Below are 13,132 nucleotides of genomic sequence, written 5' to 3'. Positions count from 1 at the left end.
TGGGGACTTCATTAAAATCCCATAAATAGAAAGGAAGTGTAGCGATGCCTTATACGGAAAGAAGCAAGCTCTTGGCATTTCTATTGAACATCATTCCCGGTGTGGGACACTATTACTGGACCAGAAAAGCCAATGCGTTTGTATACACCATTTTGTTTTTCGGATGTCTGGCGGGAGGATTATTTTTTTCAGTGGTATCAAGAGACGAATTACCTTTATTGGCCAGTATGTTTGTTGCCGCTCTTTTTTGGGGACTGAGTATGCTGCATATTATTATTAGCTTGTTGCGTTATGATCCTCGTGCAGCTGCTGTTCCATATCCCCCTCATGTAGGACCTAATCCATATGGTTATTACTCGCAAAGTGGGCCTTATGGACAGGCTGGTTTAACAGGAGAGGTACCGGAGGAGGCAACACACGCAGATACGGATTCACCGGGGGCAGGAATGGGATATGGCCCAGGCTATAACCATTATCAACAAGGACACTATGGTATGGCAGGATCACCTGCTTTTCAAAAAGGATCGGACAATGAACGTTTTTTTACGATTTTGCTGTCGTTCATTCCTGGATTGGGACACCTTCACTTGGGCCTGATGCAGCGTGGTTTGTCTTTTCTGCTATCTTTCTTTGGCTTTGGAGCGATCCTCGTTTTTATTACCAGCATTACAAACGAATCCGGATTTTTGGCGTTTGCGGGCGTGTTACCGATCATTTGGCTGTATTGCATGTTTGATGCGGTGCAGCATGTACATCGCAAACAAGCGGGAGAAATGCTTCAGGACCGTACTTTGTTTGAGGAACTGGAATATGGAAGAGTCGAGGGACGGCGGAGTAAAATGCTGGCTACCATTTTATCGGTATTTCCCGGTGCTGGACATATGTATATCGGTATGCAAAAGCGTGGACTCCAGCTCATGCTTCTGTTTTTAGGAGGCATCTATGTACTGGACGTGCTGCATCTTTCACTTTTTTTGTTCCTGATTCCGGTGGTCTGGTTTTATAGCTTTTTTGATGCGTTGCAGCAAGTAAGCCGTTATGGACGGGAGCCGCTGATCGACAAGCCTGTGATCGGTATGTTTGCACAATATCACCGCTGGGTAGGCTTGGGGTTACTATTGCTAGGAGCCTATTACATCTTAATCAACGTATTAGTTCCTACTTTGGAACGTCTGTTTCCGAATGGAGAGATTTATAATTTGGTTGACATGTATCTACGAACGATTATCGTATCCTTATTGTTGATCGGCGGTGGTATTTGGATGATGATCGGGAATTCCAAATCTAAACGAGTAAAGGAGAAGCAATAGAATGGATACTGAATTTTCAAAGAGTGAGGCTCCCTTTAAGGGAGCCCATCATCCTCAGAGCGATGGAGGAGGCTCCACAGGTATATTGGGTACATCATCTAACAAAAATAATTCCTCTAAAGCGTCAAACGCTCCGGCAGGGGTGTGGAAAGTCGGAAGGCTGTCCATGGGACTTTTCCTCGTCCTGCTGGGGAGCATAACGTTTGCCTCCAAGTTTTGGGGAGCGGGCATACTGGACCAGGCTTTGACCTGGTGGCCTGTCGTTTTTGTTTTGCTAGGTTTGGAAATTTTAATGTATACTGCTTGGAAGGGGACGCGTGAGCGTATTCGTTATGATGTATTCAGTATGTTTATTACGGCGGTATTGGTTTTTTGCTGTATCGGATTTGCCTTGGTCAGTTCATTGGGGATCACTCCGCAAGTCAGAGAAATAATGAGTTCGGTTCAGGAAACAAGGGTTCTCCCAGACTGGCATGAAAAACTGCCTGCCGAAGTGAACAAAGTGATTGTACAGGGAGAAGATCCTTATGCGGTCAAAATTGACGCAACCAGCTCACCGGAAGTGCATGTGTTCGGAAGTTATGTATACACAGGCAAAGAGGACGAAATAAAGGGTCAAGATTTATATCAGACCAAGCAAATCGGCGATACCTTGTATGTATTACTGGGTCAAATTCCGACACGGTTTATGCAGACTCAACAGCAGCTTGATGTTACGATTGCTGTACCTGAGGGAATTACGGTTACTGTGCGCGATAGCCGAGGAAATATAATTGAAAAATAGGGAGATTTTCCGGCTCCAACTTTACAATTTGTATCATTCACGCGATACTTGAAAAGGAAGTCTGAGATGTCATCCATGTCGCTAACTAATGGTGCATTTGCTTATCAGGCGAAACTTGATGGTGTGCAGTCGAATAGCGATTGTGATCGGAAATGAGGGAGAAAAATGATTTCGTTGAATCCTGATACGCTTACAGGGCGTGAAAATTATAAGCTGTTGACCGGAAGTATTATTCCAAGGCCGGTAGCCTTTGTAACGACTTTGAGCAGCGAAGGGGTGCTGAATGGTGCGCCGTTCAGTTATTTTTCCATCGTTGCTTCCGAGCCGCCACTGCTGTCTGTATCCGTACAACGTGTCGATGGAGTATCCAAAGATACAACACGTAATGCGATGGAGCATAAAGCTTTTGTCGTACATATCACAGACGAGGACAATGTGGGAGCGGTGAATGTGACGGCTTCCCGTCTGTCTCCGCAGGAGAGTGAGGTTACACTGGCAGGCCTTACCCCGATAAAAAGTACAAAAATCGCAGTTCCCGGTGTGACAGAAGCGAAAATACGCATGGAATGTATTCTGGAACAGGTGATACCGCTAGGAGGCAAGGAGGACACACCTGCTTGTGATCTGTTAATCGGACGCGTAGTGCAGTATCATTTATCCGAGGAAGCGTACCAAAATACGTATGTGATTGCTAAGGAGTTGCGTCCAGTAAGTCGGTTGGCTGGGAACAATTATGCGAAGCTAGGAGAGCAATTCACGCTGGAGCGTCCCCAATAGGGGGCGCTTTTTTTACAGCATGCCTAAAATTACATCGGAAGGATTCTTATTCATCACATTTCCTTTATGAAGGCTATGTTTAATCTGAATATTGATATTATTGTGGTGTTTCGAGAGCCAAGTGTTTAAAATGAGTCCCTATTTTGTTGGAGTTCCCTGATGAAAAAAACATTTGCCATTGACCATCGTTTAGTTTCCAAATGGAACTTCTTAATGACCTATTTCCATCGTCAATCGATTTAGTACAGTATGTTGAATGTACAAAATCTGACGACAACAACTTTATTTTAAAGTTGGTAATTATAAATGGTATGTAGTTCAAAGGAGCTCTATCATTTAAAAAAATTAATTGCAATGATTTGTCGTATTTTTTACCCGAAGAGCCATATCACCTCAACTAAGATTTTATGTCACCACTAGGATAGGAAACTTTTTTAATAAAAAAGAGAACGTACCGTGCTTTTCGCTCAGGCCCCGTTCTCGATATTCAATAACCGTTTTTACAAATAATGAGAAGCATCTTTGATATTTATGAGTTTATTTACTTCAAAGTTTTCAGCAGCAGGGAGCGATACGTCGTTTCAAACAAAAATTCAAACGCCTCCAAATGCTTTTTAGCCTCAAATACATCACGGCCCCACGCATAAATGCCGTGGTTACGCAATAAAATTCCAGGCACCTGATCATTCAGCACATCAGGCACCAGCCTGGCAATCGAGGCAATATCCGCGTAATTAGGCAGCACAGGAATATCAATCGCAGCATTTTCTTCCCAAATGTTAAAAGCCTTGATCAGCTCAATACCTTGGATAGGTACAGCGCCTTGCTCACCATAATATTCGGAAATCAGATTGTTAAACACGGTATGCACATGAAAAACGGCTCCACAGCCTGTCAGGCGGTAAATTTCGCAATGTATAAGTGTCTCTGCGCTTGGCTTAAGGTTTGTCGCTTCTGCCGCTTTTCCGTGCTGGTCTACGAACAGAAAATCTTTTGGAGTGCGCTTGGTTTTATCTTTGCCGCTGGCGGTGACTGCAAAATAAAATTGTTCGGGATGAAAGTCACCGATTCGGATCGACAAATTGCCGCTCGTGCCTGGGAACCAGTTGCGAGATGCGAATAGTTCTTTGACATCAGCGAGTTCTTCCAGTGCGCGGCGTTTTTCTTCCAATGAAATGTCTGCCAAGTTAAAACTCATTTACAGCACCCCTTGCTCCTGTTTTTGCTTTAAATCCTCGATAATGTCATCAAATGTTTCAAAGGGTACATGTGGTACGCCAAGTTCTTGACACTTTAAAGTCAGATGCGAACGGGAGTACACAAGATCGGCAATTTTAGCTCCTTCAAAATCGGTCAGGCTGTCGCCGATCAAAACCCGTTCGTATTGTTCGGGAGGGTATTGACGAATCACAGTCGTTTTACACATGCCGCAGTCATTTGTACACGGCTCCTCACATGGATGCGGCCACGTAATCTGGATGCGATCCCCGGAAAAATCCGCTCCGTTGCAATAGATGTGATCGTGTGGAATGTTAAAGGGTTTTAGCAATGGATCAATAAAAAAATTAATGCCGCCGCTGGTAACGAAAAATTCAATCCGTTGCTCCCGTACATAGTCCAAAAAGCGTGCAAAGCCCTCGCGTATACCAGCTTGTCCAAGTACATATGAGATAATTTCGTCCTTTTGCTCCGAAGGCATCAAAGCGAACATCGCACCTACGCCTTCACGAATGGATGTCTGCCCATTTACGATCTGATGCATGATGGGCTCACAGCCTGCAGGCTGAAAATGCCTCATAATGGCGACAATATTGTCGCTGTTCGTAATTGTCCCGTCAAAATCGCAAAAAATGACGGGCTTCTTTGCTGTGCTCATCGTTCACCTCCCCATGTGTCGAGCGCAGATTGCAGCTCAGGGTGAGTACGGGCGTATTCTGCCAGCGGGACATTCTGCTGTACGGCTCCAATCGCCTGCACAAAGGCGCGCCCACCGGCTTCTGTACCTAGCGGATGGCCGTGAATCCCACCCCCGGCGTTGACAACAACGTCAGTACCAAAGTCACGTACAATTAACGACACGAGGCCTGGGTGAATCCCTGCGGAAGGGACAGGCATGCTGGCCTTCAGCGGTAGATCAGGGGTGATCAGTTCATCGCGGATCGCCATGTTTTCCTCACGCGGCATCGTCACTGAGCCGTAGGGAGAAGGGAAGAGGACGAGGTCAGCGCCAGCCAGCCGCATAAGCTGACCAAGTAGAACGGACGCCGATATACCATAATGTGGCGACGGATAAGCAGCTCCCGCCAACGAAGGATGGGCAGCAATTGGCACCGAGACGGCGGGATCGCTGCTAAGTTCATGCAGCACATCGTAACCGTAGGCCAACACGTTAAACAGTAACGCGTTGGCACCCGCGTCGATGGCCTTGAGAGCTTGCGTCTTAAGCTGCGAGGTCGGCCCCGTTAAATTAGCGGCATACAGCAGCTTTTTACCGGTTTCACGCTCAGCCGCTTCGGCAGCTTTGATGCAGGCTTCGACACGTTTCTCAATTGGTGTCAGCGCATTTTCAAACAAGATCTCGTCATCCTTGATCAGATCGACACCGCCGAGAGCCTGCCGGGTAAACTGTTCACGAAGTTCGTCCAAATTGAGGCCAATCACAGATTTGAAAATGCTCATGAGCAAAGGACGATCATGCACGCCGAGCTGCTCGCGCAAGCCGCTGATACCGAATTTCGGTCCCCGAAAAGCAGAGCGGAAGGCTTCCGAGAAACCTAGCTTTGTCAGCTTAATTCGGCCGTCCATCGAAATTTTGCCGAAGACTGTGACCAGCAGTGCGGGAATATCCCGGCTGAAGTTGACATCCGGGTAAGCGATGGTCAGGTCCGCGTACCGTTCACCGGGACCTCCATCGTGAATATCCACAGAATGAACCGAGCCAAGATGCTTTTGCATCGCGTCCCGTTTGGCTTGCGGGAGCTCAGTCCAGCTGCCCACCGTCATGCCGATGGCAATAGATTGGGCCTTTTGGTTAAAATCGGCTTTGTCATCGTATACACGGTAGGTCGCCAAGCAATAGCTCATTCAATTCCCTCCTTGAGTACAGCTCCCATCTCGCGGGATCGTTCAGCGCACCGCTGCACCGCTGCAATCACCGTTTCGTAGAAGTCACCTTTGTCCAGCATTTCCAATGCAGCTACCGTAGAGCCATTGGGAGACATGATTTTGTGGCGAAGGGCAGAAGGCTCCTCTCCGGTTTGCTGTACCATGCGTGCCGCTCCAAGCGCAGTTTGCACCGTTAGTTCGTGCGCTTGCTCAGGGGTCAAGCCACCACGAATTCCCCCCGCAATCATGGCTTCCATCAGATAGTAGACATAGGCAGGGCCGCTTCCAGATATCCCGGTCAAAACATCCATTTTCTCTTCCTCTATAACCGTCACCGTACCTACAGATTCGAACATCGTAAGCACATTTTTACGCTGGTTTTCGCTGATCTCTTTGGAAAAGCTAATGCCTGTAGCTCCCAGCCCAATCGAGCTGGATGTATTGGGCATCGTCCGTGCGATCGGCTGCTTGCGACCCAGTAAGGTTTGCATCGTACGAATGGACAATCCAGCGATGACCGATATGATCAGCTGCTCATCAGACAGAAGTGGGCCGAGCTGTCCAAGTGCTTGTGCAGCATCCTTGGGCTTCATGGCAAGCACAATGACCGGAGAACGACGCAGAAGCTCGGTTTTGGCGGCATCCTCGGTTTGGAACAAGACTCCATATTGCTTTTGAAGTTCCTCAAGGCGAGCCTGATTACTGCGGTTGATGACGGTAATACCACTAGGTTTGACGACAGAACGAGCCGTCATTCCGCGAATAATAGCCTCTGCCATTGATCCTGCCCCAAAAAATGTAATTTGCTCATTAATTAAAACCTTTGTTTGTGATTCACACATAGATTCAAAACCTCCAAGGATACAGATTGATTTATGTTATTATTCCCTGATTTGTCCAGTACCGTACACGCGATATTTGGTTGAAGTCAAGGCAGGCAATCCCATTGGGCCGCGGGCATGTAATTTTTGTGTGCTGATTCCGATCTCGGCACCAAACCCAAACTCGAAGCCATCCGTGAAGCGAGTGGATGCATTGTGGTACACGGCTGCCGCGTCCACTTCTTGCAGAAAACGCTCGACATGGGCTTGGTCCTCGGTGACAATACACTCTGAATGCTTCGTACCGTAACGTGTAATATGCTCCAGTACTTCGTTCAGATTGTCCACGACCTTGACGTTCATAATGTAATCATTATACTCGGTGCCATAATCCTCTTCTGTAGCAGGAACAGCCCAAGGAGCCAATTCTCGTGTGCGTGCACAGCCGCGTAGCTCAACCCCCGCATCACGAAAGCGTTCTGCCAATCCTGTGAAATGTGCTTTTGCATAATCCGAGTGTACGAGCAATGTTTCCATCGAGTTACACACGGACGGTCTTTGCACCTTGGCATTCAGTGTAATCGCTTCGGCCATTGCTGCATTTGCTGTAGCGTCCAAGAAGGTATGGCATACACCAGCCCCAGTTTCGATGACAGGCACGGTAGCGTTCTGAACAACATTTTGAATGAGTGAACGCCCGCCGCGTGGAATAATCACATCCAGCAAGCCGTTCAAGGTGAGCATTTCGTTGACCGAGGCACGGTCTGAATCTTCAATAAGTTGAAGCGCCTCGCGTGGCACAGCTGTTGCGTCTAGTGCCTGCTGGAGCACTTCGATAATCTTGCGGTTGGAGAAGAGGGCGGCCGAACCACCGCGTAGCACAACCGGATTACCTGTTTTCAAGCACAGGCCCGCGGCATCCACGGTTACATTTGGACGCGCTTCATATATGATGCCGATGACACCCAGCGGCACACGTATCTTCTCAATTCGCAGACCGTTTGGACGTTCAATTTGCTCAAGGGTGTCGCCGACCGGGTCAGGTAGTGCCACAATTTGGCGTAATCCTTCGGCAATTGCCCCGATTCGGTCCTCGGTCAGCGTGAGGCGGTCGAGCAGCGATTCCGAGGTTCCCAGTTCCCGTCCATGTTTCAGGTCATTATGGTTTGCTGCAATCAGCTCTTCAGTATGATTTACTAAAGCTTCAGCCATAGCAAGCAATGCTTCGTTTTTCTGTGCTGTAGTCAGGCGGTTCATGACCCCGGCACTTTTTTTGGCACGATTCGCTTTGGTTCGTACTTCGCTAAACTGATTCTCCTCGGTTGCAGCTGTGTTTGTCGTTAAATCACTCATGTTACGGCCTCCCTACATACATAATGTAATCCATTCATCCCTGTGAATCACCTCAAGCCGGTGAATGGGACCAATTTTGCCCACAACCTCACCGCTCGGTAATCCTTGTACCATTCGAAGCTGTTCATCGTCATAATTGACGATGCCGCGTCCTAACACTTTATTTTCCGGTCCGAGCACCTCAACGACATCTCCGGCATGAAAGCTGCCCTCGACACGTCGTACGCCAACCGGAAGTAGACTGTGTCCTCCGTGAACCAGCGCTTCCTCGGCCCCTTCGTCTACATGCACCGCGCCCAGAGGGGTGGACATAAATCCAAGCCATTGTTTTTTCATCGGAAGTGAAGAGAGGTGAGTGTCAAAATATGTTCCTGGTCCGTGTCCTTCGACGGCTGCGTCTAAATCGCCATTCGCGCTTACACGTCCCACATATACAGGCACACCACCGCGTGTAGCGACTTTGGCAGCTTCGATCTTGGATCGCATGCCGCCAGTACCTACAGACGATCCGGAACCTCCAGCTAATGCATAAATCTCCTCTGTAATTTCTTCGATACGTTCAAAACGTACGGCATTCGGATGCTTGCGCGGATCTGCCGTATATACGCCATCAGTGTCCGTAATGATAATCAGATGCTGAGCTTTGACCAGATTGGCAACCAGCGCGGACAACATATCGTTATCGCCGAATTTCAATTCGTCAATTGATACCGTGTCATTTTCGTTAAAGATCGGGATAACCTGCTGGCGCAGCAATTCTTCTACGGTCATTCCGGCATTGTTCATCCGTTTGCGGCTCAAAAAGTCACTACGGGTTAGCAGAACCTGCGCGATCACTAGGTCAAAATCTTTAAAAGCCTGCTCATAGGCCTGCATGAGAAGAGCTTGGCCAACAGCCGCTGCCGCCTGCTTTTCATGTAGCAGCTTAGGGCGAAACGGGTACCCAATCTCTCTGAATCCCGCGGCTACTGCGCCTGATGTAACCAGCAGCACTTCATGACCTTTTGCGCGAAGTAAGCTGATTTCCCGGGCAAAATAAGCGATGGCTTCCCTATTCAAGCCACCTTCCACTCCAGTTAGAGAGCTGCTACCGATTTTAATGACGATACGTGTTGACATGACGTCCACTTCCTTAATTTTACTCTTTTTAATGCAAAAAAACTTCCATCCTTTGTATGCAAAGGACGAAAGTTTGTGCTTCCGCGGTACCACCTTCATTGATGATTCATGATCATCCCACTTGAAACCTGTTAACGGCAGGGGCCGCCTGATTGCGCAGGGCGCTCGGGGATAGGAGTTGGGAGAGAGTCCAGGTAAATTCTTGCAGCCTATCGGAATTTACTCTCTGAACAGGACCGGGTCTCTCTTAATAGTCCCTTCAACGCGCTAAATGATATTGGATACAGAATACCACGAAAAGACCAGGTTTGGCAAAGAAGTTGTAGCTGGAAAATACGGATTAACCAAACAGGTTTAGCTTGCCAATTCGATCAGCCGCCTCGGTCAGTCGAGCTTCTGAGCTCAGCAGCCCCGCTCGCACATATCCTTCGCCGCCACTCCCGAAGCCGATCCCTGGAGCGACAGCCACCTTGGCTTCCCGCAACAACAGATCGGCAAAAGAAGTAGAAGTATAGCCCTGCGGCACAGGCAACCAACTGAAAAAGGAGCCACTTGGGCGTGTCGCCTTCCAGCCGATTTGCCCAAGTGCATCATAAAAAGCGTTACGGCGCGATTCATAACGGGCAACCAGCTCGCTTACGCAGTTCTGCGAGGCCGTCAAGGCTGTCGCAGCCGCTGACTGAATGCCGCCAAACAAGCTTACATAAATATGATCCTGCAGCAGGTTAATCATCGAGATGATTTCGGCATTACCGAGCGCGAAACCAACACGCCAGCCCGCCATATTGTACGTTTTGGACAAGGTATAGAACTCAATCCCCACGTCTTTAGCACCCTTAGCCTGTAGGAAGCTTACCGGACGTTCGCCATCAAATCCAATAGCGCCATAGGCAAAATCACTGGCAACCACAATGCCGTTACGTTGCGCGAATTCAACCGTATCCTCGTAAAAGGAAAGTGGAGCAGTAGCCGAGGTAGGATTATTCGGATAGTTAAGGAACATTAGCTTAGCGCGGCGGCGGTCTTCCGCGGAAATGGCTTCATAGTCGGGCAGAAAACGATTCTCTTCCTTTAATGACAGAAAAGACATTTCCGCTTTAGCCAAGGCTACACCTGACCAGTAGTCCGGATAACCGGGATCAGGGACGAGACATACATCACCGGGATTGAGTAGGACTTGTGGGAGCTGAACCAAACCCGTTTTTCCGCCAAACAGGATGGCGACCTCGGTTTCAGGATTGAGCGTTACACCGTAATCCTTCTGATAGCGCTGGGCAACGGCTTCTTTGAGAAAGCTATAACCGCGAAATGGCGAATATTTATGATATAGCGGGTTATCTGCTGATTCCTGCAAAGCTTTTACAATATGAGAAGGAGTGGGGGTGTCCGGGTTCCCTTGTCCTAGATTAATGACATCATGTCCCGCCGTAATTTCACGGTTTACATTTTGTACAAGTGTGGCAAAAAATTGAGTGGGTAACTGTTTCATGACGTCAGCGGAGGGAATAGAAAAAGGAGTCATCAATTCACACGACCTTTTGGAATAGTTTAAGAAATAATCTATCACGATTTTACCGAGTTGTATAGAAGGAATTAAGCTTGCATGGTTGCGTAATCCAGACTGATCGGGCTATGATGGGAGAAAATACCGGACAATGGGTCACGAGAAGCTCCGGCTCACAAGGAGGATGAAGGATTTTGACGTATCAGGAAGCTCAACCGTTCAGTGTTGCACTCATACAAGCTCACATAGAGATAGGAAATCCCCCGGAAAACCGCAGTCATATCCGAGCTTTAATGGAACAAGCGATGAAAGCCGAACTGAAGCCGGATCTGATTGTCCTGCCAGAAATGTGGAACACAGGCTATGCCTTGGAGCGCATTCATGAGCTGGCGGACAAGGAAGGAACGGAGACCCGGGCATGGATAGCAGCATTCGCTGCCACCCACCAAGTGAACGTAGTAGCTGGGTCAATCGCAGAGAAAAAAAGCGACGGTCATGTGTATAATACGATGCTTGTTTTTGACCGAACAGGCAGAGAGGTTGCTTCGTATTCCAAAATTCATCTATTCCGACTTATGGATGAAGAAAAATATTTGCAGCCTGGCGAAGAAAAGGTTTTATTCGCACTGGATGATGGGATTCAGGCAGGTGCGTCGATCTGCTATGATATCCGGTTTCCTGAACTAGCCCGCAGTTTGGCCCTGTCGGGCGCAAATTTGCTGATCGTACCCGCAGAATGGCCTCATCCTCGGTTGCATCACTGGCGCACCTTGCTGACCGCACGTGCTATAGAAAATCAAATGTATGTCATTGCTTGTAACCGGGTAGGTCGCAGCGGAGATACTGATTTCTTCGGGCATTCGCTTATTATTGATCCATGGGGAGAAATCATTGCTGAGGGCGGAGAGCAGGAGGAGATTCTCACAGGAACGATTGAGTCTGGCTTGGTGCAGGACGTGCGTGGTCGTATTCCGGTGTTTGAAGATCGGCGTCCCTCACTGTATGACCGATAATCAGTGTAGAAAGGAATACTCCATGCTTAAGGAACGCATTGAATTTTTGTGTAAAAAGAAAAACCTGTCCCGTAAAGAGCTGGTAGACGGGCTGGTGACACCTGCACATTTTGCGAATATACTGGCTGACCGTTACCCGTTGGCAGAGGATCTGGCCGAGCAAATTGCTGGGCGTTTAGGTGTAAACCCATCGTATCTCATACGTGCAGCGGCAGAGGATGAGGAAACGCTGGCTACAGCGGATAAGATTTTTACAGAGCTGTCCAAGCTGGCTAATCCTGCCACGGAAGGCTATGTGGATCAGCTGGAGGATCGCAACGATTCGCTTGTGGTGGAAATGACGACTTATTTGATGAAGGCTGTTTATTACCAACAATTAAATGACCCAACGGCCTATGAATATTTACATCAAACCTATTTGAATTTTTATTTGGAGAAGTTTGGTCGTTCGGATGAGGTGGAGCTGCCCGCACCGCTAAAAAAAGCAATTTTATTTTATAAAATCCAGTATCTCCGCTCTAAAAATCATTATTATGATGTGCTGAATAACGTTACGCAGTTAATCCGATTGGTGGAAGAGGGGACGGAAAACTGGCTCAATGCGCAAAACATTATGATGGAGGCCTGCATTCAGGTTAAGCAATTTGATCAGGCGAAGCAGGTATTCGAGCAGACGATGCGAAGGGTGTATGATGATCGGCTTTTTCACCGTTTGACGGGCCTGTATGTAGCTTACAGCGGATATTGTTTTGCCATGGGTTCTGTACAGGAAGCACTGTTAACGCTGTCTATGGCTGAGGCCAATCTGGTCTATTTGGAAAACGCGGCAGATATGCTCACGACCATCCTGAACAACCGGATTATTATGCTGACAACGATTGGAGAGCTGGACAAGGCATTGGAGGAAGTAGGGCGTTTTGAAGCGCTGGTGAGTCGGGAGCGGGAGGAAATGCAGCAGATGATGATGCCCGTTACACTGATATATCGTTGTGAGATTGCGTTTGTGCGGAAAAATTGGGGGCTTCTCTCACAGCATTTGGATCAACTGCGTAAAACAAATTTGACAACAGATCAGCAAATGGGGCTTGATTTTTATGAAAGCCAGCTTGCGCTTGCGCAAGGGAATCAGGACGCCTTTTGGATGCATGCCTTGCAATGCTTGCCTTATTTTGAAGCTCTCCAACATCCAGCGCGGCTTGAACAGTTATATGAAACGCTGGCTGTTGTGTCCGAGGACAGTCGTCGTTATAAAGAATCATCGGCGTATTATCGCAAACTGGTCTATCTTTTACGAAAAAAATAGCCTGAATTCACTCGTTTTTCACAAAACTATAGGATGGATCGTT

The 13,132-nt window shown here is 48.0% G+C and carries 12 protein-coding genes; 5 read left to right on the top strand and 7 right to left on the bottom strand.

Going from position 1 to position 13,132, the window contains the following annotated elements; translation table 11 throughout:
- Positions 1 to 44 precede the first annotated feature (44 nt).
- The 3 genes from MKY16_RS13650 to MKY16_RS13640 all read left to right on the top strand — a co-directional run bounded on the left by MKY16_RS13650 (position 45) and on the right by MKY16_RS13640 (position 2,871).
- Positions 45 to 1,310 (top strand): multi-tm2 domain protein, encoded by a 1,266-nt coding sequence (locus MKY16_RS13650; RefSeq protein ID WP_340885717.1) that lies wholly within the window; start codon positions 45 to 47, stop codon positions 1,308 to 1,310.
- 1 nt (position 1,311) lies between these two features.
- Positions 1,312 to 2,094 (top strand): hypothetical protein, encoded by a 783-nt coding sequence (locus MKY16_RS13645; protein ID WP_069011514.1) that lies wholly within the window; start codon positions 1,312 to 1,314, stop codon positions 2,092 to 2,094.
- Between the two features lie 165 nt (positions 2,095 to 2,259).
- Positions 2,260 to 2,871, top strand: a complete 612-nt coding sequence (locus MKY16_RS13640) for a flavin reductase family protein (RefSeq protein ID WP_069011515.1) — start codon at positions 2,260 to 2,262, stop codon at positions 2,869 to 2,871.
- A gap of 541 nt (positions 2,872 to 3,412) precedes the next feature.
- Here MKY16_RS13640 and MKY16_RS13635 read toward each other — a convergent pair.
- The 7 genes from MKY16_RS13635 to MKY16_RS13605 all read right to left on the bottom strand — a co-directional run bounded on the left by MKY16_RS13635 (position 3,413) and on the right by MKY16_RS13605 (position 10,791).
- Complete coding sequence (locus MKY16_RS13635) at positions 3,413 to 4,069, bottom strand: methylthioribulose 1-phosphate dehydratase (protein WP_340955752.1); 657 nt, start codon at positions 4,067 to 4,069, stop codon at positions 3,413 to 3,415.
- The gene (locus MKY16_RS13630; protein ID WP_340955749.1) at positions 4,070 to 4,747 is read right to left on the bottom strand and encodes a 2-hydroxy-3-keto-5-methylthiopentenyl-1-phosphate phosphatase; all 678 of its coding nucleotides are present in this window, start codon (positions 4,745 to 4,747) and stop codon (positions 4,070 to 4,072) included. It lies immediately after the preceding gene.
- Positions 4,744 to 5,955 carry a 2,3-diketo-5-methylthiopentyl-1-phosphate enolase gene (locus MKY16_RS13625; protein WP_340955747.1) on the bottom strand — a complete coding sequence of 404 codons (1,212 nt, stop codon included), beginning with the start codon at positions 5,953 to 5,955 and terminating at the stop codon, positions 4,744 to 4,746. Before MKY16_RS13625 ends, MKY16_RS13630 begins: the two co-directional genes overlap by 4 nt.
- Positions 5,952 to 6,818, bottom strand: a complete 867-nt coding sequence (gene proC / locus MKY16_RS13620; protein ID WP_028540660.1) for a pyrroline-5-carboxylate reductase — start codon at positions 6,816 to 6,818, stop codon at positions 5,952 to 5,954. Before proC ends, MKY16_RS13625 begins: the two co-directional genes overlap by 4 nt.
- Before the next feature lie 39 nt (positions 6,819 to 6,857).
- Positions 6,858 to 8,150 carry a glutamate-5-semialdehyde dehydrogenase gene (locus tag MKY16_RS13615; RefSeq protein WP_340955746.1) on the bottom strand — a complete coding sequence of 431 codons (1,293 nt, stop codon included), beginning with the start codon at positions 8,148 to 8,150 and terminating at the stop codon, positions 6,858 to 6,860.
- A gap of 12 nt (positions 8,151 to 8,162) precedes the next feature.
- Positions 8,163 to 9,368, bottom strand: coding sequence for a glutamate 5-kinase (gene proB / locus MKY16_RS13610; RefSeq protein ID WP_340955743.1), 1,206 nt, complete (start codon positions 9,366 to 9,368; stop codon positions 8,163 to 8,165).
- A 241-nt stretch (positions 9,369 to 9,609) separates the two neighbouring features.
- Positions 9,610 to 10,791, bottom strand: coding sequence for a pyridoxal phosphate-dependent aminotransferase (locus MKY16_RS13605; RefSeq protein WP_340957573.1), 1,182 nt, complete (start codon positions 10,789 to 10,791; stop codon positions 9,610 to 9,612).
- 176 nt (positions 10,792 to 10,967) lie between these two features.
- Here MKY16_RS13605 and MKY16_RS13600 point away from each other — a divergent pair, with 176 nt between their 5' ends.
- Both MKY16_RS13600 and MKY16_RS13595 read left to right on the top strand, forming a co-directional pair.
- On the top strand, positions 10,968 to 11,786 hold the full coding sequence (locus MKY16_RS13600) for a carbon-nitrogen family hydrolase (protein ID WP_340955741.1): 819 nt from the start codon (positions 10,968 to 10,970) through the stop codon (positions 11,784 to 11,786).
- A 22-nt stretch (positions 11,787 to 11,808) separates the two neighbouring features.
- On the top strand, positions 11,809 to 13,089 hold the full coding sequence (locus tag MKY16_RS13595) for a helix-turn-helix transcriptional regulator (protein WP_340955740.1): 1,281 nt from the start codon (positions 11,809 to 11,811) through the stop codon (positions 13,087 to 13,089).
- Positions 13,090 to 13,132 lie beyond the last annotated feature (43 nt).

This window comes from Paenibacillus sp. FSL L8-0641 (assembly GCF_038006265.1).
Lineage (GTDB): Bacteria > Bacillota > Bacilli > Paenibacillales > Paenibacillaceae > Paenibacillus > Paenibacillus polymyxa_D.
The sequence above is the reverse complement of the archived record's forward strand: the minus strand, read 5'-3'. Positions and strand labels throughout refer to the sequence as shown.

What these genes read in the sequence shown, in the direction of transcription:
- MKY16_RS13650 (WP_340885717.1), top strand. Translation starts at nt 45, where the DNA reads ATGCCTTATACGGAAAGAAGCAAGCTCTTGGCATTTCTATTGAACATC.
- MKY16_RS13645 (WP_069011514.1), top strand. Translation starts at nt 1,312, where the DNA reads ATGGATACTGAATTTTCAAAGAGTGAGGCTCCCTTTAAGGGAGCCCAT.
- MKY16_RS13640 (WP_069011515.1), top strand. Translation starts at nt 2,260, where the DNA reads ATGATTTCGTTGAATCCTGATACGCTTACAGGGCGTGAAAATTATAAG.
- MKY16_RS13635 (WP_340955752.1), bottom strand. Translation starts at nt 4,069, where the DNA reads ATGAGTTTTAACTTGGCAGACATTTCATTGGAAGAAAAACGCCGCGCA.
- MKY16_RS13630 (WP_340955749.1), bottom strand. Translation starts at nt 4,747, where the DNA reads ATGAGCACAGCAAAGAAGCCCGTCATTTTTTGCGATTTTGACGGGACA.
- MKY16_RS13625 (WP_340955747.1), bottom strand. Translation starts at nt 5,955, where the DNA reads ATGAGCTATTGCTTGGCGACCTACCGTGTATACGATGACAAAGCCGAT.
- proC (WP_028540660.1), bottom strand. Translation starts at nt 6,818, where the DNA reads ATGTGTGAATCACAAACAAAGGTTTTAATTAATGAGCAAATTACATTT.
- MKY16_RS13615 (WP_340955746.1), bottom strand. Translation starts at nt 8,150, where the DNA reads ATGAGTGATTTAACGACAAACACAGCTGCAACCGAGGAGAATCAGTTT.
- proB (WP_340955743.1), bottom strand. Translation starts at nt 9,368, where the DNA reads ATGAAGGTGGTACCGCGGAAGCACAAACTTTCGTCCTTTGCATACAAA.
- MKY16_RS13605 (WP_340957573.1), bottom strand. Translation starts at nt 10,791, where the DNA reads ATGACTCCTTTTTCTATTCCCTCCGCTGACGTCATGAAACAGTTACCC.
- MKY16_RS13595 (WP_340955740.1), top strand. Translation starts at nt 11,809, where the DNA reads ATGCTTAAGGAACGCATTGAATTTTTGTGTAAAAAGAAAAACCTGTCC.